Source organism: Paracoccus angustae (assembly GCF_042648745.1).
GTDB lineage: Bacteria > Pseudomonadota > Alphaproteobacteria > Rhodobacterales > Rhodobacteraceae > Paracoccus > Paracoccus angustae.
The window spans coordinates 243,242-261,028 of the sequence record NZ_JBHRXY010000003.1; the positions used below are offsets into that span (position 1 = coordinate 243,242).

17 protein-coding genes and 1 pseudogene are annotated in these 17,787 nt (G+C 68.2%); 7 read left to right on the top strand and 11 right to left on the bottom strand.

Going from position 1 to position 17,787, the window contains the following annotated elements; all coding sequences use genetic code 11:
• Window positions 1–16: 16 nt before the first annotated feature.
• The 3 genes from ACFOM8_RS06760 to ACFOM8_RS06770 all read right to left on the bottom strand — a co-directional run bounded on the left by ACFOM8_RS06760 (window position 17) and on the right by ACFOM8_RS06770 (window position 2,938).
• Window positions 17–970, bottom strand: coding sequence for a DMT family transporter (locus ACFOM8_RS06760; RefSeq protein WP_377760496.1), 954 nt, complete (start codon window positions 968–970; stop codon window positions 17–19).
• A gap of 79 nt (window positions 971–1,049) precedes the next feature.
• A complete protein-coding gene (locus tag ACFOM8_RS06765) occupies window positions 1,050–1,838 on the bottom strand; it encodes an inositol monophosphatase family protein (protein ID WP_377760497.1) in 789 nt (262 codons plus the stop codon).
• Window positions 1,839–2,023: 185 nt separating this feature from the next.
• Complete coding sequence (locus ACFOM8_RS06770; RefSeq protein ID WP_377760499.1) at window positions 2,024–2,938, bottom strand: LysR family transcriptional regulator; 915 nt, start codon at window positions 2,936–2,938, stop codon at window positions 2,024–2,026.
• A 90-nt stretch (window positions 2,939–3,028) separates the two neighbouring features.
• Between ACFOM8_RS06770 and metF the strand changes: the two genes are divergently transcribed.
• Entirely contained in the window at window positions 3,029–3,901 is an 873-nt protein-coding gene (gene metF / locus ACFOM8_RS06775) for a methylenetetrahydrofolate reductase [NAD(P)H] (protein WP_377760501.1), read from the top strand.
• A gap of 57 nt (window positions 3,902–3,958) precedes the next feature.
• On the opposite strand, the gene ACFOM8_RS06780 is transcribed toward metF, so the two are convergent.
• Window positions 3,959–5,113 (bottom strand): type III PLP-dependent enzyme, encoded by a 1,155-nt coding sequence (locus ACFOM8_RS06780; RefSeq protein ID WP_377760503.1) that lies wholly within the window; start codon window positions 5,111–5,113, stop codon window positions 3,959–3,961.
• Window positions 5,114–5,267: 154 nt separating this feature from the next.
• On the opposite strand from ACFOM8_RS06780, the pseudogene ACFOM8_RS06785 reads away from it, so the two are divergent.
• Window positions 5,268–5,696: pseudogene (locus ACFOM8_RS06785) on the top strand (Lrp/AsnC family transcriptional regulator); the annotation flags it as partial.
• A gap of 13 nt (window positions 5,697–5,709) precedes the next feature.
• On the opposite strand, the gene ACFOM8_RS06790 reads toward ACFOM8_RS06785, so the two are convergent.
• Window positions 5,710–6,348 carry a winged helix-turn-helix transcriptional regulator gene (locus ACFOM8_RS06790; RefSeq protein ID WP_377760504.1) on the bottom strand — a complete coding sequence of 213 codons (639 nt, stop codon included), beginning with the start codon at window positions 6,346–6,348 and terminating at the stop codon, window positions 5,710–5,712.
• Window positions 6,349–6,423: 75 nt separating this feature from the next.
• Here ACFOM8_RS06790 and ACFOM8_RS06795 point away from each other — a divergent pair, with 75 nt between their 5' ends.
• The 5 genes from ACFOM8_RS06795 to ACFOM8_RS06815 all read left to right on the top strand — a co-directional run bounded on the left by ACFOM8_RS06795 (window position 6,424) and on the right by ACFOM8_RS06815 (window position 12,127).
• Window positions 6,424–7,146: a DUF1428 domain-containing protein gene (locus ACFOM8_RS06795; RefSeq protein WP_377760506.1), complete on the top strand. Its 723-nt coding sequence runs from the start codon at window positions 6,424–6,426 to the stop codon at window positions 7,144–7,146.
• A 9-nt stretch (window positions 7,147–7,155) separates the two neighbouring features.
• Window positions 7,156–7,944: a VOC family protein gene (locus tag ACFOM8_RS06800; RefSeq protein ID WP_377760508.1), complete on the top strand. Its 789-nt coding sequence runs from the start codon at window positions 7,156–7,158 to the stop codon at window positions 7,942–7,944.
• The gene (locus tag ACFOM8_RS06805) at window positions 7,941–8,582 is read left to right on the top strand and encodes a glutathione S-transferase family protein (protein WP_377760509.1); all 642 of its coding nucleotides are present in this window, start codon (window positions 7,941–7,943) and stop codon (window positions 8,580–8,582) included. The genes ACFOM8_RS06800 and ACFOM8_RS06805 overlap by 4 nt, the downstream gene beginning before the upstream one ends.
• Entirely contained in the window at window positions 8,579–8,926 is a 348-nt protein-coding gene (locus ACFOM8_RS06810; RefSeq protein ID WP_377760511.1) for a hypothetical protein, read from the top strand. Before ACFOM8_RS06805 ends, ACFOM8_RS06810 begins: the two co-directional genes overlap by 4 nt.
• Window positions 8,927–9,037: 111 nt before the next feature.
• Window positions 9,038–12,127 (top strand): valine--tRNA ligase, encoded by a 3,090-nt coding sequence (locus ACFOM8_RS06815; RefSeq protein ID WP_377760513.1) that lies wholly within the window; start codon window positions 9,038–9,040, stop codon window positions 12,125–12,127.
• 73 nt (window positions 12,128–12,200) lie between these two features.
• Here ACFOM8_RS06815 and ACFOM8_RS06820 read toward each other — a convergent pair whose 3' ends face one another.
• The 6 genes from ACFOM8_RS06820 to ACFOM8_RS06845 form a co-directional block, all read right to left on the bottom strand.
• Window positions 12,201–13,295 (bottom strand): pyridoxal phosphate-dependent aminotransferase, encoded by a 1,095-nt coding sequence (locus ACFOM8_RS06820; protein WP_377760514.1) that lies wholly within the window; start codon window positions 13,293–13,295, stop codon window positions 12,201–12,203.
• On the bottom strand, window positions 13,295–13,531 hold the full coding sequence (locus ACFOM8_RS06825) for an Lrp/AsnC ligand binding domain-containing protein (protein ID WP_207102089.1): 237 nt from the start codon (window positions 13,529–13,531) through the stop codon (window positions 13,295–13,297). Before ACFOM8_RS06825 ends, ACFOM8_RS06820 begins: the two co-directional genes overlap by 1 nt.
• 29 nt (window positions 13,532–13,560) lie before the next feature.
• A complete protein-coding gene (locus tag ACFOM8_RS06830; RefSeq protein ID WP_377760516.1) occupies window positions 13,561–14,931 on the bottom strand; it encodes an MATE family efflux transporter in 1,371 nt (456 codons plus the stop codon).
• A 362-nt stretch (window positions 14,932–15,293) separates the two neighbouring features.
• A complete protein-coding gene (locus ACFOM8_RS06835; RefSeq protein WP_377760518.1) occupies window positions 15,294–15,647 on the bottom strand; it encodes a hypothetical protein in 354 nt (117 codons plus the stop codon).
• A gap of 4 nt (window positions 15,648–15,651) precedes the next feature.
• Window positions 15,652–16,578, bottom strand: a complete 927-nt coding sequence (locus ACFOM8_RS06840; RefSeq protein WP_377760519.1) for a DnaJ C-terminal domain-containing protein — start codon at window positions 16,576–16,578, stop codon at window positions 15,652–15,654.
• Between the two features lie 56 nt (window positions 16,579–16,634).
• Window positions 16,635–17,693: an aldo/keto reductase gene (locus ACFOM8_RS06845; protein ID WP_377760521.1), complete on the bottom strand. Its 1,059-nt coding sequence runs from the start codon at window positions 17,691–17,693 to the stop codon at window positions 16,635–16,637.
• Window positions 17,694–17,787: the final 94 nt, after the last annotated feature.

Here is a 17,787-nt window from a genome sequence, read left to right on the forward strand (position 1 = left end):
CTCGAAGCGAAAACCCTCACCCCTTTTTCACCCGCGCCCGCCACAAGGTGAACAGCCCCGCCGCGACCACGATGACCGTGCCGATGACCACGTTCATGTGCAGCACCTCGCCGAAGACCAGCACGCCGATGACGCTGACCCAGGCAAGTTGCGTATAGGCGAAGGGTTGCAGGGCCGAGGCCTCGGCCAGTTCATAGGCGCGGATCAGCAGCCAGTGCGACAAAAGCCCGCAAATGCAAAGCAGCCCCATCCAGATCCAGTCGGCGGGCGCCAGCCATTCCCATTGGCCGATGCCCAGCACGGTCACGGTGACGGCCCCCGCGATCCCGGTCCAGAAGAAGCTGACCTGCGCCGGATCGTCGCGCGACACATGCCGCGTCAGCAGGCCATAGACCGCGAACAGCAGCGCGCAGACGAAGGCCAGCCCCGCGCCCAGGTTCAGCGCGGCGCCGCCGGGATCGAGGATGATCAGGATGCCGACAAAGCCCACGCCGATCGCAATCCAGCGCCGCCAGCCGACCTTTTCGCCCAGGATCGGCCCGGACAGCGCCGCGACCAGCAGCGGATAGGCGGTGAACACCGCATGGGTGCCGACCAGGCCAAGGCGCACGAAGGCCTCGACCATCAGGGTCGTCTCGACCACCAGGATCGCGCCGCGCAGGATCTGCGTCTTGGGGCGCCTGGTGCGGATGGCCCGGCGCAACCCGCCCGGCTGGCGCGAGACCATGGCGATCACGAACAGCGCGAAAACCCAGTACCGCAGCATGACCACCAGCACCGGCGGGTATTCCGACCCCAGCATCCGCGAAAACGCGTCCTGCATCGCGAAGATGAAGCTGGTCACGCACATCAGCAGAATCGCAAGCCCCGTGCGGTCCGTTCCCGCGCCGGTCCTGGGCGGCACCGGAGGCGGAGCGGAGGCGGTGGCCGCCGAGGCGGCGTAAGGCTGGTCGTTCTGATCTTTCGGCATGGCGCGGTCCCTGGACCCCTCCGCCTTGCGCCCGTCCTGCCGCAAGGTCAAGGCAAGCCTGCCTTGCGCATCGCGCAAATCAGTCCCGGGTGCGGATGACCTTGGCCAAGGGTTCGAAGATCTGCGCGTTCGCGGCGATCAGGCGGCCCGATTCCAGCGGATCGTCGCCGTCGCGGATGCCTTCGACAAAGCCGCCCGCTTCGCGCACCATCAGAATGCCCGCCGCCACGTCCCAGGGCTTGTTGCCGCGTTCCCAGTATCCGTCATACCGCCCCGCCGCGACATAGGCGAGATCAAGGGCCGCCGAACCCAGCCTGCGGACCCCGGCCGTCAGCGGCATCAGCCGGGCCAGATCCTGCAAGACGGCGGGCAGCGGGCCGCGGCCCGCAAAGGGAATGCCGGTCGCGAACAGCGATTCGTCCAGCCGCCGCCGCCCCGAGACGCGCAGCCGCTGGTCGTTCATGAACGCCCCGGCGCCCTTTTCGGCCACGAACAGCTCGTCCTTGGCGGCGTCGAAGATCACCGCGGCGACGATTTCCTTTTTGTGTTCCAGCGCGATGCTGACGGCCCAATGGGGCAGCCCGTGCAGGAAGTTGGTGGTGCCGTCAAGCGGATCGACGATCCAGCGGCGGGTCGGATCCTCGCCCGCCTCCTCGCCGGTTTCCTCGCCCAGCCAGCCATAGTTCGGGCGGGCGCCACGCAGTTCCTCCTTGATGATCCGCTCGGCCTCCTGGTCGGCCTTGGAAACGAAGTCGCCCGCGCCCTTGACGCTGACCTGAAGGTTCTCGACCTCGCGAAAATCCTTGACGAGGCTGCGCCCGGCCTTGCGGGCGGCCTTGATCATGACGTTCAGGTTGGCGCTTGCCATGGAATGCTCCGGGAATGGGGGTCGGGGGCGTCATAGGGGCAAGCGGGGGGAATGTGAAGCAGGCGCGGCCTTTGACCGGCGACGGCCAGCGCCTTCGCTACGCGGTGCAGGTGCCCCGCGTGCCGCCGGACCGCTGGGGACAGGTCAGCGTCGGCCCCGCCCCCGGCCGACGGGCCCGGGGCCTTCTAGGCCGCCGCGCCCCGCAGCATCCGCAGGGGTTCCGTCCGCGACAGGCGCAGGACATGGGCCATGTAGGGCTGGCCCAGATCCTCGGCCCGCACCGCCGCGTAAAGGCGCCGGATGATCCCGCCGCGCGTCAGCGGCAGCATGGCGATTTCCGCATTGGCGGATTCGCGGCGCAGAACCCAGTCGGGCATCACCGCCACGCCGCGCCCCGAGGCGACCAGCATCAGCGCCACGGCGGTCAGCTCCACCGTGCGCTGCCGGGCGGGCTCCACCCCCGCAGGCGTCAGGAACTGGCTGAACACGTCCAGCCGCGCCCGGTCCATGGGATAGGTGATCAGCGTTTCCCCCGCGAGATCCTGCGGGTCGGCATGGCCCTTGGCGACCAGGGGGTGTTCGGCGGGCACCACCAGCGTGGGGGAATAGTCGAACAGCGGCTGGAAAACGATGCCCGCCATCTCCTCGGGGTCTGAGGAGATCACCAGATCGACGTCCTGCCGCGCCAGCGCGGGCAGCGCGCCGAAGGCCAGACGCTGGCGGATGTCCAGGTCCACCTCGGGCCAGGCGCGGCGGAAGATGTCGAGGACCGGCAAAAGCCAGTCGAAGCAGGCGTGGCATTCCATGGCGATGTGCAGCCGGCCGATGCGGCCCGCTTCCACGCCCTTGAACTCGGCCTCGGTGGCGGCGACCATGGGCAGCACCTGTTCGGCCAGCCGCAGCAGGCGCATGCCCGCGGGCGACAGCCGCATGGGCTTGGCGCGGCGCACGAACAGATCGACGCCCGCCTGCTCCTCCAGCGCCTTGACCTGGTGGGACAGGGCCGATTGCGTGATGTTCAGAACCTCGGCCGCGCGGGCCAGGCCGCCCTGTTCGTGGATCGCGCGGACGGTGCGCAGGTGGCGCAGTTCCAGGTGCATGGTGAGGCGGTCTCATGTTGATCTTGAGGATTATGAATTTGTCTCACGCCGCCGCGCATGGCACAAGCGCCCAAAGCAAAGGAATCGCTTATGTCCCGCCCCACCATCAGCTTCGAGTTCTTTCCGCCGAAGACGCTGGACGCGTCCTTCCGGCTGTGGGAAACCGCGCGGGCGCTGGCGCCGCTGGACCCTGGCTTCGTGTCCGTCACCTATGGCGCGGGCGGCACCACCCGCAAGCTGACGCACGAGGCGGTGACAACCATCCACCGCCATTACGGCATCCCCGTCGCCGCCCACCTGACCTGCGTCGAGGCCACGCGCGCCGAGACGATGGAGATCGTGCAGGCCTATGCCGATGCCGGGATCCGCGAGATCGTGGCCCTGCGCGGCGACGCGCCCAAGGGCCAGGACCGTTTCACCCCCCATCCCGAGGGATTCGCCAACACGGTCGAACTGATCGAGGCGATCGCCGCGCGCGGCGACATGACAATCCGCGTCGGCGCCTACCCCGAGCCGCACCCCGACAGCGGCGGCACGGATGCCGACGTGGCCTGGCTGAAGCGCAAGATCGACGCGGGCGCGACCAGCGCGATCACACAGTTCTTCTTCGACGCCGACACCTTTTTCCGCTTTCGCGACAAATGCGCCGCAGCGGGGATCGAGGCGCCGATCATCCCCGGCATTCTGCCGATCCAGGGTTGGGCGGGCGCCAAGCGGTTCGCCGCCACCTGCGGGACCAACGTGCCGGGTTGGGCCGAGGACGCGTTCTCGAAGGCCGCGGCCGAGGGTCCGGCGGCGGAACGCGCGCTGTCCGAACGGGTCTGCGTCAAGTTGTGCCGCGACCTGCTGGAGGGCGGGGTGGACCGGCTGCATTTCTATACGCTGAATCGGCCGGATCTGACGCTGGCGGTGTGCGGGGCGCTTGGAGTCGAGCCGGTGCGCGATCTGGGCGCGGTGGCCTGAGCCGGGGGCTTCGCGCCCCCGGACCCCCGCGGGATATTTATGCAAAGGTGAAAGGCGTCAGCCGAAGCCCATCACCGTCGCGCGGGTCACGGCGCCGAAGCCGTTGAAGCGGGTATTGATCACAAGCGAATAGGCGCCCGCGCCGTGAAAGACGATGTAATCGTCCTCGGCCACGTCATCCGGCAGGGCCAGTTCTCCCGGCAGGCGGTCCACCGAATCGCAGGTGGGGCCGAAGATCACGCGACCTGATCGCGCGCCGGTGCGGGGCGTGCCCTGCGGGGTCAGCACCTCGATGCGGTCCAGGTTGCCGATGACCGGCAGTTCGGCCAGCGCGCCATAAACGCCGTCGTTCAAGAACACGTCGGTCCCGTGGCGCAGGCCTTTGACGCGGGCGATCAGCGCATAGGCGTCGGCGCAAAGGCCCCGGCCAGGTTCGCAGACAAGGGCGGGAGCGTCGCCGCCGAAGCATTCCGCCACCGTCTTGCCGATCTTGGCGAAGATGGCGTCCAGGTCGGGGGCCACCCCCGCCGCCCGGTGCGAGGGAAAGCCGCCGCCCAGGTTCAGGCGATGCGCCCTGATGCCCGCCGCGTCGCAGATCTCTCGCGCCGTGCGGATATAGCTTTCCCAGGCGGTCGGCTCGGTGCATTGCGTGCCGGGATGGAAGGTCAGCGAGGCGACGTAGCCCCGGTCCGCCACCAGCCGCAGCAGATCCGCCGCCAGATCCGGCGTGGCCCCGAATTTCGAGCCGAAGTCATAGGCCGCGCCCAGCACCGGCAGCTTGAAGCGCGGCGAGATCTCGACCCGCTGCCCTATCACCGAAACAGGCACCTGTTCGAACAGCTTCTCCAGTTCGCTGCGGCTGTCCACCGACCAGGCGAGGATTCCTTCACGCACGCCATGGGCGATTTCCCGGCGCGAACGGACCGGGTTGTGGTAATGGCGCGCGGCGCGGGGGGCCAGGCGGCCGATCAGGTCGATCTCCCAAGGGGAGGCCACGTCAAAGCCCTGAAGTCCGGCGGCGACGAGGTTCTGGATCACCGCCTCGTCGGGGTTCGATTTCACGGCATAGGTGACAAGGCCCGGAAAGCCCGTCAGGAACTGCCGCGCGCGGTCCTGCAACACCGTGGGCGCGAAGGCCATCACCGGATGGTCGGGCTGAAGATGGCGGATCAGGTCCGCCGGATCGTCCCAAACGGTCTTTCCTGTCCCCATCGGCCGGACTCCTTTCGCGTGGTCGGTGTTGAAGGTCTGTGCCGCCAGAATGGCGCCTTCGGATGACGGTTTCACCGATGAAATGGATAGATTCGCCGACCCCGCCGGTTATCATGACGACATTTCCGGCATTCCGCCGAACCGAGGGGGCCGCTTGGACGACCTGGACCGCAACATCGTCGCCCTGCTGTCGCAGGATGCCCGGACCTCCGTCGCGGTGCTGGCCCGACGCCTGAAGGTCGCGCGGTCCACGCTGCAAGCGCGGCTGGAACGGCTGGAATCGTCCGGCGCGATTGCCGGATACACCCTCCGCCTGGGCGAGGCGGCACGGCAGGGCCGCATCCGCGCCAGCGTCATGCTGTCGATCGAGCCGCGCAGCCAGCCTGCCATCCTGCCGCGCCTCAAGGCCATGCCGCAGGTCGAACGCATCCACACCACCAGCGGGCGCATCGACCTGCTGGTCCAGATCGTCAGCGGATCGACCGCCGAACTGGACGAAACCCTGGACCGCATCGGCGCCATCGAGGGCGTGCGGTCGTCCGAAAGCCTGATCCACCTGGCGACCAAGCTGGACCGGGCCGTCTCACGGGAACCGTCTAGCGCAGCCGGAACAGATCCACGAAATCCTGCGCCGCCTCGGCATCGCCCGCCAGTCCGATCGTCCCGGAGCCCGCCAGAACGGACAGCGGCGCCGGGCCATACACCGCCCGCGCCAGGCCGTTGCCGTCCCCCGACAGCGTGAACTGCGCCGCCGGATCGGTGCCCGCCCGGGGGCGCAGGATGCCGTCGTCCGCCAGAACCAGCACAAAGGCTTCGGCCGCCGTCCGCAGCGCGGCGACGGCCCGCCGCCCCTCGGCCCCGGCGATCATGGCCGTCATCGAGATCACCAGCGCCGTCGGGCTGATGAAGCGGCGCGGATCATGGCCCGGGTGCAGCGCCCCCCAGCGGCACATCGCCTGCAAGACCGGCAGCAGCCCCCGTCCCGAATCCGTCAGCGCGTATCGCCCGCCCTCATGCACCAGCACGCCCGCCTGCGCCAGCTGCGTCAGCCGCTGCGTCAGCACCGCCGCCGTGACGCCCGGCAGCCCGTGGCGGATCGCCTGGAACCGCTTGGGCGCCAGCATCAGTTCCCGCACCACCAGCAGCGCCCAGCGGTCGCCAATGGTGTTCAGGGCATGGGCGGCAAGGCATCCCTCGTCATAGCGGATGCGCGGATTGTGGCGGGTTTGTGTCATGGCCCAGGGTATCAGTTGCTTTTTCATACTGCAACGGGCACCCTTTCCCTTGCCGATCCAGGAGGAGGGAATCTCATGACCTATGTTTCCGGTTTCGTTGCCGCCGTGCCAGCGGCCAACAAGGATGCGTTCATCGCCCATGCCAGGGCCGGATGGCCCTGGTTCCAGAAGCGCGGCGCGCTGCGCATGGTCGAATGCCTGGGCACGGACGTGCAGCACGGCAGGCAGACGGATTTCTATCGCGCGACCCAGGCCAAGGACGGCGAGGTGCCGCTGTTTTCCTGGGTCGAATGGCCGGACCGCGCCACGGCCGACGCGGCCTGGGCCAGCATGGACAGCGACCCGGACCTGCCCCCGATGCCCGAGATGCCCTTTGACGGAATGCGCATGTTCTGGGGCGGTTTCGACCCCATCGTCCAGGTGGGCGAAAGCGCCCCCGGCCGCTATGTCCAGGGCTTCGTGCTGGCCGCGCCCGAAGGCAGGAAGCAGGCCTATATCGACATGGCCAACGGCGCGACGGACATGTTCCGGCGCATGGGCGCGACCTATCAGGCCGAATGCTGGGGCGTGGACGTGCCCCATGGCAAGCAGACCGATTTCTATCGCGCCACCGACGCGAAGGACGGCGAAGTGCCGCTGTTTTCCTGGATCGAATGGCCCGACCGCGCCACCTGCGACGAGGCTGCCAGGAAGATGGAAGCCGAGATGGAGGGGACGGAGATGCCCGAGATGCCCTTTGACGGGATGCGCATGTTCTGGGGCGGCTTCACGCCGGTCTTCGACAGCAGGACGGCGTAAGGGGCGGCCATGACCAGGGTTCACGGACGCCCCCTGTGGTTCGAGCTTGCGACCGGCAAGGGCCTTCTGGACGCGGCAGGCGACTTTTATCGCAAGGCGATCGGCTGCCGGATCGGCGACAGCGGGATCGAGGGGTTCCGCTATCATCTCGCCGCATCCGACGGCGACATGGTGGCCGGCCTGATGGAGATGCCGGACGATGCCGCAAACATGCCGCCCCGCTGGACGATCTATTTCGGCGTGGCCGATGCCGACAGGACCGCTGCCGACGTCAGGGCCGCGGGCGGCCGGGTGTTCCGCGAACCGGCCGACATTCCCGGCACCGGGCGCTTTGCCGTCGTGTCCGATCCGCAAGGCGCGCCGTTCGGCATCCTTGCGCCCCTGCCGATGCGGGGGGACGCGGGCGGCCATGCCTTCGACCAGCAAAAGGCCGGGCATGGAAACTGGACGGAACTGATGACCGCCGACCCGGCCGCGGGCTTCGCATTTTACGCCAGCCTGTTCGGCTGGACCGCGGGGCAGGCCATCGACATGGGCGGGACGGGCACCTACCGACTGTTCCGCCACGACGGCGCCGACATCGGCGGCATGATGGGGACCGGCCAAGGGCAGCAGCCCTTCTGGCTGGCCTACTTCGGCGCCAACGGCGTGAACCCCGCCATCCGGCGCGTCCGGGACGCGGGCGGCACCGTCCAGCACGGCCCGACGCCGGTTCCCGGCGGCGCCCATGTCGCCATTGCCGCCGATCCGCAGGGTGCCCGGTTCGCCTTGGTCGGCCCGCTGGAGGAAACGCCATGACCCTGATCCTGAACACCTACGACTGGGTGCCGGATTTCCCGCGCGGCTTCGTGCGCGACATCCGCGTCCGCTGGCTGCTCGAGGAACTGGGGCGGCCCTATCGGATCGAAACCGTGCCGCTGCGGGAAAAATCGGCCGATCACGTCGCGCAGCAGCCCTTCGCGCAGGTGCCCTTTATCCGGGACGGCGGCCTGACGTTGTTCGAATCGGGCGCGATCCTGCTGCACCTGGCCGAGGGCACGGCCCTGATGCCCCCGGCGCAGCGCCCGCAGGTCCAGCAATGGCTGATCGCGGCGCTGAACAGCGTCGAGCCCTTCGTCATGGCCTGGATCGTCCCCAAGTTCTTCGACAAGGACGAGGCAGGGGCCGCCAAGCGCGAACCCCTGATGCGGCAGCGGCTGGAACAGGTGCAGGCGGCCCTGGGCGACAAGACCTGGCTGATGGGCGACAGCTTCACCGTGGCCGACCTGCTGATGGCCGACATCCTGCGCATCCCGGCCCAGAACGGGTTTCTGGACGACCTGCACGCGCTTGCCGCCTATGCCGAACGCGCCACCGACCGCCCGGCCTTCCGCAAGGCCTTGGCCGACCAGATGGCCCATTGGCGCGCGGCGGACGCGCGGCGCGGCGCGGCATGATCGGCCCCGGCCGCAACATCGCGATCAAGGTGCCCCCGCACAAATGGGACGAGATGGTCGCCTTTTATCGCGACAAGATCGGCCTTGAAGTCGTGCAGGTGCTGGACACCAGCGTCGGTTTCGACTTCAACGGCTTCACGCTGTGGATCGACCGGGTGCCGCATCAATCGCAGACAGATGTCTGGCTGGAACTGTTCAGCGACGATCCCGATGCGGCCTTGACGAGGCTCGGCAGCCCGCGGCGCGATGAACTTGAACCGCTGGACGGGGTGACGGGCCACTGGACATCCGATCCCGCGGGCACCGTTCTGCTGGTCCGCCGGCCCCGGGACGGCGAAACCTGACCCCCCCGCGCCCTGCCGGCATCCTGACGGCGCGGTTGTGGCCTTATCGCATCTCTTGGCCTTTGCCCCCGCTTTCGCTAAGCCCGTCCCCAAGCAAGGGGATCTGCCACGATGAGCATGGACAAGAGCTTTGACGCAAAGGCCGCCGAGGCCCGGATCAGCGCCGAATGGGAACGGGCCAACGCCTTCGCCGCCGGGGCCAACGCCTCGCGCGCCGAGACCTTCGCCGTGATGATCCCGCCGCCGAACGTCACCGGCAGCCTGCACATCGGCCACGCCTTCAACAACACGCTGCAAGACATCCTGGTCCGCTGGCACCGGATGCGGGGCTTCGACACGCTGTGGCAGCCGGGCCAGGACCATGCAGGGATCGCCACCCAGATGGTCGTGGAACGCCGCATGGCCGAACGGCAGGAGCCGAACCGCCGCGAGATCGGCCGCGACGCCTTTGTGGAAAAGATCTGGGCCTGGAAACAGGAATCCGGCGGCACGATCATCAACCAGCTGAAGCGCCTCGGCGCGTCCTGCGACTGGTCGCGCAACGCCTTCACCATGTCGGGGGCGCCGGGCGCCCCCGCGGGCGAGGAGGGCAATTTCCACGACGCCGTGATCCGGGTGTTCGTGGATCTCTACAACAAGGGCATCATCTACCGCGGCAAGCGGCTGGTGAACTGGGACCCGCATTTCGAAACCGCGATCAGCGACCTGGAGGTCGAGAACCGCGAGGTTCCCGGCCACATGTGGCACTTCAAGTATCCGCTGGCGGGCGGCGAGACCTATGAATACGTGGAACGCGACGCCGACGGCAACGTCACCCTGCGCGAAACGCGCGACTACATCTCCATCGCCACCACGCGCCCCGAAACCATGCTGGGCGACGGCGCGGTGGCGGTCCACCCAGACGACGCGCGCTATGCCCCCATCGTCGGCAAGCTGTGCGAGATCCCCGTCGGACCCAAGGAACACCGCCGCCTGATCCCGATCATCACCGACGAATATCCCGACCCGGATTTCGGCAGCGGCGCGGTCAAGATCACCGGCGCGCATGACTTCAACGATTATGGCGTGGCGACGCGCAACAACATCCCGCTTTATGCGCTGATGGACAGCAAGGGCGCGATGCGCCAGGACGGCCTTTCCTATGCCGAAAGCGCCGCCATCGCCACCCGCGCGGCGCGCGGCGAGGACGTGGGCGACGTGTCGAACGTGAACCTGGTCCCCGAGGATCTGCGCGGCCTCGACCGCCTCGAGGCGCGCCGCCGCGTCGTGGCGCAGATCAACGCCGAAGGACTGGCGGTCACCTATCTGCACAAGGAAATCGACGCGGATACCGGGGCCGAGCATCTGGAACGCCGCCCCGTCGTGGACAGCAAGCCGATCATGCAGCCCTTCGGCGACCGCTCCGGCGTGGTGATCGAGCCGATGCTGACCGACCAGTGGTTCGTCGATACGGCCCGCATCGTCGGCCCCGCGCTGGAGGCCGTGCGCTCGGGCCGGACGGAAATCCTGCCCGAACAGCACAAGAAGGTGTATTTCAACTGGCTAGAGAACATCGAGCCCTGGACCATCAGCCGCCAGCTGTGGTGGGGCCACCAGATCCCCGTCTGGTATGGCCTTGACCTGTCGCTGGAAGGCCATGTCGACAATGACGGCGACGGCGAACTGGACGACGTGGAAATCTTCGCGCTGCTGGAGGAAGGCCTGGTTCACCGCGACGAGATCCACCATGCCGCCGCCAGCTTCGCCGAGGTGGCCGAGCAGTTCCGCGATTCGATCGCCGGGCTGCCGCAGCCCCTGGAAATCGCCCGCATCGTCGAATGCGCCGACCGCGAGGCCGCCATCGACGCCTTTGCGCGCGGCCTGGCCGATTACAACCTGACCCAGGATCCGACCCGGCTGGTTTATCCGGTCTGGCGCGACCCGGACGTGCTGGACACCTGGTTCAGCAGCGGTCTGTGGCCCATCGGCACGCTGGGCTGGCCCGAGCAGACCGAAGCGTTGCGCAAGTATTTCCCGACCGACGTGCTGGTCACGGGCTTCGACATCATCTTCTTCTGGGTCGCCCGGATGATGATGATGCAGCTCGAGGTGGTGGGCGACGTGCCGTTCCGCACGGTTTATGTCCACGGCCTCGTGCGCGACGAAAAGGGCGCGAAGATGTCGAAGTCGAAAGGCAACGTCATCGACCCGCTAACCCTAATCGACGATTTCGGCGCCGACGCGCTGCGCATGACGCTGACCGGCATGGCCGCCATGGGCCGCGATCCCAAGTTGGGGCCGAAGCATGTCGAGGGCGCGCGCAACTTCGTGACCAAGATCTGGAACGCCACCCGCTTTGCCGAAATGAACGGCGTGCGCGGCGGCGGGGCCATGCCGCAGCCGTCTCACACCGTGAACCGCTGGATCATCGGCGAGGTGGCGCGGATCCGCATCGCCACCGACGAGGCGCTGGCCTCCTATCGCTTCAACGACGCGGCGAACGGGCTTTATGCCTTTGTCTGGGGCAAGGTCTGCGACTGGTATGTCGAATTCGCCAAGCCCCTGTTCGACGGCGGCCATGCGGACGAGACCCGCGCCACCATGGGGTGGGTTCTGGACCAGTGCTATCTGCTGCTGCACCCGATCATGCCCTTCGTGACCGAGGAGCTGTGGTCGCTGACGGGCGAGCGGCAGAAGATGCTGGTGCATGGCGACTGGCCGACCTGTGGCGCGGACCTGATCGACGCCGAGGCGGACCGCCAGATGAACTGGGTGATTTCGCTGATCGAGGCGGTGCGGTCGGCCCGCGCGCAGATGGGCGTTCCGGCAGGCGCCAGGCTGGACCTGATCGTGACCGAGGCGGACGGGGCGGCCCGCGCCGCGCTGGCCGCCAACGGCCCGCTGATCGAGCGGCTGGCGCGCGTCAACGCGCCGGCGGACGGCGTGGCGGGCAAGGGCACCATCACGGTGGCGGCGCCGGGGGCAAGCTTCGCGCTGCCCATCGGCAACGTGATCGACGCAGGCGCGGAAACGGCGCGGCTGCGAAAGGCGGTTGCGAAGTCCGAAAAGGACGCGGATGGGCTGCGCAAGCGCTTGAACAACCCCCGCTTCGTCGAGAACGCCGAAGCCGAGGTGATCGAGGAAACGCGCGAAAAGCTGGCCGCGCTTGATGACGACCTGGCCCGGCTGAAGGCGGCGCTGGCGCAGCTGGCGGCGATGTAAGCCTTTGCCGCGGGGGCGCCTGTGGCGGGCGCAGGTGCCTCCGGCGGGGGTATTTGGGCAATGAAGAAGCCGCTTACAGCCTGGAAAGCGCGTGCGGCAGGGCCTGGGCCAGGATGTCCAGTTCCGGGTCGGGACCGCAGCTGACGCGGATGCAACGGTCGAGCGGCGCCACGCCGGGCATGCGGACGAAGACTCTCTCGGCCGCCAGGGCATCGACCAGGCGGCGGGCGAAGGCGCCGTCGCGATGCGTGTCGAGCGCCACGAAGTTCGTGGCGGACGGCAGGGCGGTCAGCCGGCTTTCCGCGCCGATGGAGGCGATGCGCCGCCGCGCCGCATCCACCCGCGCCACCACATGGGCCAGCCAGTCCCGATCCTGCAACGCGGCAAGCGCGCCGATCTGGCTGACGCGGTTCATGCCGAAGTGGTTGCGCACCCGGTCAAAGGCCGCGATCAGGTCCGGGTGCCCGATGGCGTAGCCCACGCGCGCGCCCGCCATGCCGTAGGCCTTGGAGAAGGTCCGCATCCTGATCACGCGGGGATCGTCGGCGGCGATGGCCGGGATGGCGCCCGCGGGGGCGAATTCGGCGTAAGCCTCGTCCAGAACCAGCAGCGCGTTTTCGGGAAGCCGGTCCAGCATCGCCTCGATCACCGCGCCGTTGTGCCAGCTGCCCATCGGATTGTCGGGATTGGCGAGATAAACCAGCCGTGCCCCGGCGTCCCTTGCGCGGTCCAGCAGGGCGCGGGGATCCTCGGCGTTGTCGCGGTAGGGCACCTTGTCCAGAACGCCGCCAAAGCCCGCGACATGGAAGTTGAAGGTCGGATAGGCCCCCTCGGACGTGACCACGACATCGCCCGGCGCGACCGTCAGGCGCACCAGCAGGCCCAGCAAGCCGTCGATCCCCTCGCCCAGGATGATGTTTTCGGGGCGGACGCGGTGATGCGCGGCAAGGGCATGGGTCAGGTCGTGGCTGGTCGGATCGCCGTATTTCCAGACCTCGCCCGCCGCGGCCTGCATCGCGGCCACCGCGCGCGGGCTTGGGCCGAAACCGTTCTCGTTGGCGCCAAGGCGCGCGGCAAAGGGGCGGCCCGCCTGGCGTTCCAGCGTTTCGGGGCCGACAAAGGGCACCGTCGCGGGCAGGCCCGCCGGGATCGGGGCAAGGCGGATCATCAGAAGGCGCGGAAGGTCATGGTGGTCAGCGTGCGGCTGATATGGGGGATGTCGAACAGGCGTTCGGAAAGATAACGGCCGACATCCTCGTCTTCCGGGATATAGACCTTGGCGATCAGGTCGTAATCGCCCGAGGTCGAGTAAAGCTCGCTGACCACCTCCCGGTCATAGATGGCCTCGGCGACCTGATAGGTCTTGCCGGGCTCGCAGCGGAACTGGACAAAGACGGGTCGCATGAAAGCCTCCTTCACTGGTCGCGGCCACGTTAGACCGCCACGGCGGGACGGGTCCAGACCCCCTGCGCGTGTCCCCGCCAGAAGCGCATCATCAGCAGCGCGGCGGCGACCGTCAGCCCGACGCACAGGCCCAGCCACAGCCCGGCGGGACCGAAGCCCCCCGGGAAGGCCAGCCCCCAGGCGACGGGCATTCCCACCACCCAATAGCTGAAACCGGCGATCCACATCGGCACGCGCGTGTCATGCACCCCGCGCAGAAAGCCGAGCGCGATCACCTGGAAGGCGTCGGTCAGCTGGAACAGCGCCGCATAAACCAGCAGCGCCGCGCCAAGCGCCACGATGGCAGGTCCGCGCGGATCGGCGGGGTCCAGATACAGCCGAACCAGCCCCTCGCCCGCCAGCAGATAGACGGCGATGGCGATCGCGGCGAAGAGCAGCGACATGGCGATAACCGTCACCGCCGCGTCGCGCATCCCCGGGGCGTCGCCGCGCCCCTTGGCCTGGCCCACGCGCACGGTCGCGGCGTTCGACAGGCCCAGATGGACCATGAAGGTGATCGAGCAGATTTGCAGCGCGATCCCGTGGGCGGCCAGTTCCTGCGTGCCGATCCAGCCCATCATCACGTTCGATCCGACGAACAGCCCGCCTTCCGCCACCATGGTCAGGCCGATGGGCCAGCCCAGGCGGAACACCTGGCGCATTGCGGCATGGTCGGGTTTCCAGAACCGCTGGAACAGGCGGTACTTGCGCGTCGCGGGCAGCCAGCGGGCATAGGCCACCAGCAGGGCAAGCTGGACGACCTGCACCGTCAGGCTGGCGATGGCCGCGCCCCGCACGCCCAGTTCCGGCGCGCCCCCGTTGCCAAAGATCAGCACCCAGTTCAGCGCCACGTTCAGGGGCAGGCCCGCCAGCGTCACCCACATGACGACCTGCGTCCGTTCCATCGCGGCCAGATAGGAATTGAGCGTCAGTTGCGCCAGCACCACCGCCAATCCCCACCCGGCAATGCGCAGATAGTCCTGCGCATGGGCCGCGACCGCCGGGGTCTGGCCGATCCCGCGCAGGATCGGGTCGGCGAACCACATCAGCGGCATGGCGGCCAGGCCGAAGCCCAGGGACAGCCACAACGCCATGCGGGCGGCGCGGCGAACCTCGGGTTCGTCGCCGCGCACGATGGCTGTGGCGATCAGGCCCAGAACGCCGGTCCCGAAGCCCATGCCCAAAAAGAACAGGATATGAAAGAACGAGGTGGCGATGACCAACCCGGCCAGCGTTTCCACCCCATACCAGCCGATCATCACGGTGTCGGCCACCCCGATCGCCATGCGCGCCAGGTGACTGCCGATCAGCGGCAGTCCCAGCGACAGGGTCGCGGCGATATGGGGAAGGTAACGGGTCATGGTTCCGCCTTAGCGCGCGGCCCGGGCTTTCACAATCTGCAAGTCTGGAAGGCAGTCTTTCGGCCCGCTTGAAAGCCGCCCAAAGCGGATCGACATGCGGCGGCCAGGGGCGGACAGGACAGGAAAACGCACAGGTTTCCATGCCTGGGCGGCAGGGGTCCGTCAGAAACGGTTCCCCACGCGGGTTCCGGAAAGCCGGTGTCCGGTCTGGGGCGGGGCCTGCAAGGCCCGGCGGCGCGGGTGGACGCGGCGCAGGTGGACATGGCATCGCGTGGCGAAGCCGACGGTCCTTGTCGGACCCGGCGCGGTCATGCCTGCCGATCAGCCCTGGGTTCTCAGCCTGGGTTCTGAGCCTGGGTTTCTCAGCCCTGGCCCAGCGTCACGATCCGCAACTGGCGCACCGATCGTCGGATCCGGCCGCGCACGTCGTCGGGCTCGCTGGCGACGGCCTGGATCAGCGCGCGCATGTCGCCGCGGGCGGTGTTCAGCTGGTCGATCAGCGACATCACCATGGGCAGCGCATCCGTCGGCAGGCCATAAATGTCGGACAGGTCGCAGAGCAGTTGCAGCCGGGCCACGTCGGCCTCGGTGAAGGCATGGCCCTGGGAGGTGACAACGGGCGTCACCACATGGGCGGCGACAAAGGCGTGCAGGCGCGCGGGATCCAGATCCTCCAGGATCGCCACGACCTCGGTTTCGGAATAATGACGGGCCATTCCCTTATCCTCCCGCTTTCATTCCCGCGCGCGGATCATAGCGGTGATCCTTGCGCCACTCCTCGAAGAACCGGACCAGGTCCTCATCCACGCGGGGCGGCATGACGATCTTCAGTTCCACCTGCTGGTCGCCGCCGTTGATGCCGCGCCCGCGCAGGCGCAGCTTTTGCCCCGTGGTGGCGCCCTTGGGGATCGTCAGGCTGACCGGGCCGTCGATGGTGGGAACGGCGACCTTGCCGCCCAGGACGGCCTCGTCCAGGGTGATGGGCAGGGTCAGCAGGATGTCGTCGCCCTCGCGCCGGAAATCGGGATGGGGGGCGATGCTGACCGTCAGATAGGCGTCGCCGGGACCGCCCTGGCCCAGGCCCCGCCCGCCCTTGCCCTTCAGCCGGATGGTCTGGCCGTCGCGCACGCCCTTGGGGATCGTGACCTCCAGGTCTCCGCCCTCGGGCAGGGTGATGCGGGTCTTGCCGCCACGCGCGGCGGTCAGGAAATCGACCTGCAAGGAAAAGCGGTAATCCTGACCGCGCACGTGGAAGTCGCGCGGATCCTCGGGGCTGCGACCGAAGCCGCCAAAGCCGCCGCGCCGCCCGAACAGATCCGAGAAGACATCCGACAGGTCGGGATCGCCGTCAAAGCCGTAGCTGCGCGCGTACGGGTTGCCCGCCGCCTCGGCATGGTCGCGCCAGGCGCGGCGCTGCGGGCGTTCCTGGCCCTGGGCGTCGATTTCCCCGGCATCGAAGCGGCGGCGCTGTTCGGGATCCTTCAGCAGGTCGTAGGCCGCCGAGGCCGCCTTGAAGCGCGCCGTCGCCGCCGGGTCGGGGTTCAGGTCGGGATGGTCCGACTTGGCGATTTTGCGATAGGCCTTCTTGATCTCGGCATCGCTGGCCGATTTCGTCAGTCCCAAGGCTGCATAGGGATCGCCCGCCATGACCTGCTCCTTATTTCATCCTTACGAACAATCAGATAGGGGCTGACCGCGTTTCATCAATAGGGCAGCGGATGCTGCTTGTGCAGCCGGTCGAGCGCCTTGCGCAGATCGTCGGGCAAGGGCTTTCCAAGGCCTGCGATCAGGTGGTCCAGCTGGTTTATCCGCGTGGCGCCGATGATGGGCACGACCTTGAAGGGCCGCGTCAGCTGCCAGGCGATCGCCATGTGAATGGCGTCCCAGCCATGATCCGCGGCAAGCTTGCGATAGGCCTCCGTCGCGGCGACGGCTTGCGGGGTCCTGCGTCCGCCCAGGTTGCCCAGGCCTCCGCTGGCCTTGTCCACCGCCGCCCGGCTGCCCTCGGGCAGGGCGCCGTCCGAATACTTGCCCGACAGCAGCCCCGCCGCCAGGGGGGAATAGGACAGCAGCGTCACGTCTTCATTGACCGCCGCCTCGGCCCCGTCGGTGTCGTAAAGGCGATGAAGCAGCGAATATTCGTTCTGGATCGTGGCCATGCGCGGGGCGTCCAGCCGGTCGGCCACATCGCACCAGCGCGTCAGCCCCCAGGCGGATTCGTTGGACAGGCCCACCGCGCGGATCTTGCCCGCCTTTTGCGCATCCGACAGCGCGCCCAGAACGTCGGCCATGTGGTCCAAGGTCTGCCCCTTCGACTGCTTCGAAGGGTCATATGTCCAGTTCTGCCGGAAGGCATAGCTGCCCCGCACCGGCCAGTGCAGTTGATAAAGGTCGATGCGGTCGGTTTGCAGCCGCTTCAGCGACCCGTCGATGGCCGCCGCGACGATGGCGCCGTCATAAGGCGCGCCGTCGCGGACCATCTGGCTGGGGCCGGTGATCTTGGTCGCGATCTCGACCCGGTCGCGCTTGCCGCCGCGGGCCAGCCAGTTGCCGACGATGGTTTCGGTCAGGCCGATGGTTTCGCGCCGGACGGGGTTCACGGGATACATCTCGGCCGTGTCGAGGAAGGTGATGCCCGCGTCGAGCGCGCGGTCGATCTGGGCATGGCCCTCGGCCGGGGACGTCTGGTTGCCGAAGGTCATGGTGCCCAGGCAGATCCCGCTGACCTCGACATCGCCGCCGCCCAGGATGACGCGCTTCATGGTGGTTCCTTTCGTCCGTTCGCGCGCAGGTTAGCGATAGCGCGCCGGGGTGCAAGGCCGCGCCGGCTGTGGCAGACTGGCGGGCGGACGGCAG

Bases quoted from the DNA above. Each gene is read 5' to 3' on its own strand.
- ACFOM8_RS06800 (WP_377760508.1), top strand. From the start codon at position 7,156: ATGACCAGGGTTCACGGACGCCCCCTGTGGTTCGAGCTTGCGACCGGC.
- ACFOM8_RS06815 (WP_377760513.1), top strand. From the start codon at position 9,038: ATGAGCATGGACAAGAGCTTTGACGCAAAGGCCGCCGAGGCCCGGATC.
- ACFOM8_RS06795 (WP_377760506.1), top strand. From the start codon at position 6,424: ATGACCTATGTTTCCGGTTTCGTTGCCGCCGTGCCAGCGGCCAACAAG.
- ACFOM8_RS06770 (WP_377760499.1), bottom strand. From the start codon at position 2,938: ATGCACCTGGAACTGCGCCACCTGCGCACCGTCCGCGCGATCCACGAA.
- ACFOM8_RS06810 (WP_377760511.1), top strand. From the start codon at position 8,579: ATGATCGGCCCCGGCCGCAACATCGCGATCAAGGTGCCCCCGCACAAA.
- ACFOM8_RS06760 (WP_377760496.1), bottom strand. From the start codon at position 970: ATGCCGAAAGATCAGAACGACCAGCCTTACGCCGCCTCGGCGGCCACC.
- metF (WP_377760501.1), top strand. From the start codon at position 3,029: ATGTCCCGCCCCACCATCAGCTTCGAGTTCTTTCCGCCGAAGACGCTG.
- ACFOM8_RS06765 (WP_377760497.1), bottom strand. From the start codon at position 1,838: ATGGCAAGCGCCAACCTGAACGTCATGATCAAGGCCGCCCGCAAGGCC.
- ACFOM8_RS06825 (WP_207102089.1), bottom strand. From the start codon at position 13,531: ATGCGACCCGTCTTTGTCCAGTTCCGCTGCGAGCCCGGCAAGACCTAT.
- ACFOM8_RS06830 (WP_377760516.1), bottom strand. From the start codon at position 14,931: ATGACCCGTTACCTTCCCCATATCGCCGCGACCCTGTCGCTGGGACTG.
- ACFOM8_RS06780 (WP_377760503.1), bottom strand. From the start codon at position 5,113: ATGGGGACAGGAAAGACCGTTTGGGACGATCCGGCGGACCTGATCCGC.
- ACFOM8_RS06840 (WP_377760519.1), bottom strand. From the start codon at position 16,578: ATGGCGGGCGATCCCTATGCAGCCTTGGGACTGACGAAATCGGCCAGC.
- ACFOM8_RS06790 (WP_377760504.1), bottom strand. From the start codon at position 6,348: ATGACACAAACCCGCCACAATCCGCGCATCCGCTATGACGAGGGATGC.
- ACFOM8_RS06835 (WP_377760518.1), bottom strand. From the start codon at position 15,647: ATGGCCCGTCATTATTCCGAAACCGAGGTCGTGGCGATCCTGGAGGAT.
- ACFOM8_RS06820 (WP_377760514.1), bottom strand. From the start codon at position 13,295: ATGATCCGCCTTGCCCCGATCCCGGCGGGCCTGCCCGCGACGGTGCCC.
- ACFOM8_RS06845 (WP_377760521.1), bottom strand. From the start codon at position 17,693: ATGAAGCGCGTCATCCTGGGCGGCGGCGATGTCGAGGTCAGCGGGATC.
- ACFOM8_RS06805 (WP_377760509.1), top strand. From the start codon at position 7,941: ATGACCCTGATCCTGAACACCTACGACTGGGTGCCGGATTTCCCGCGC.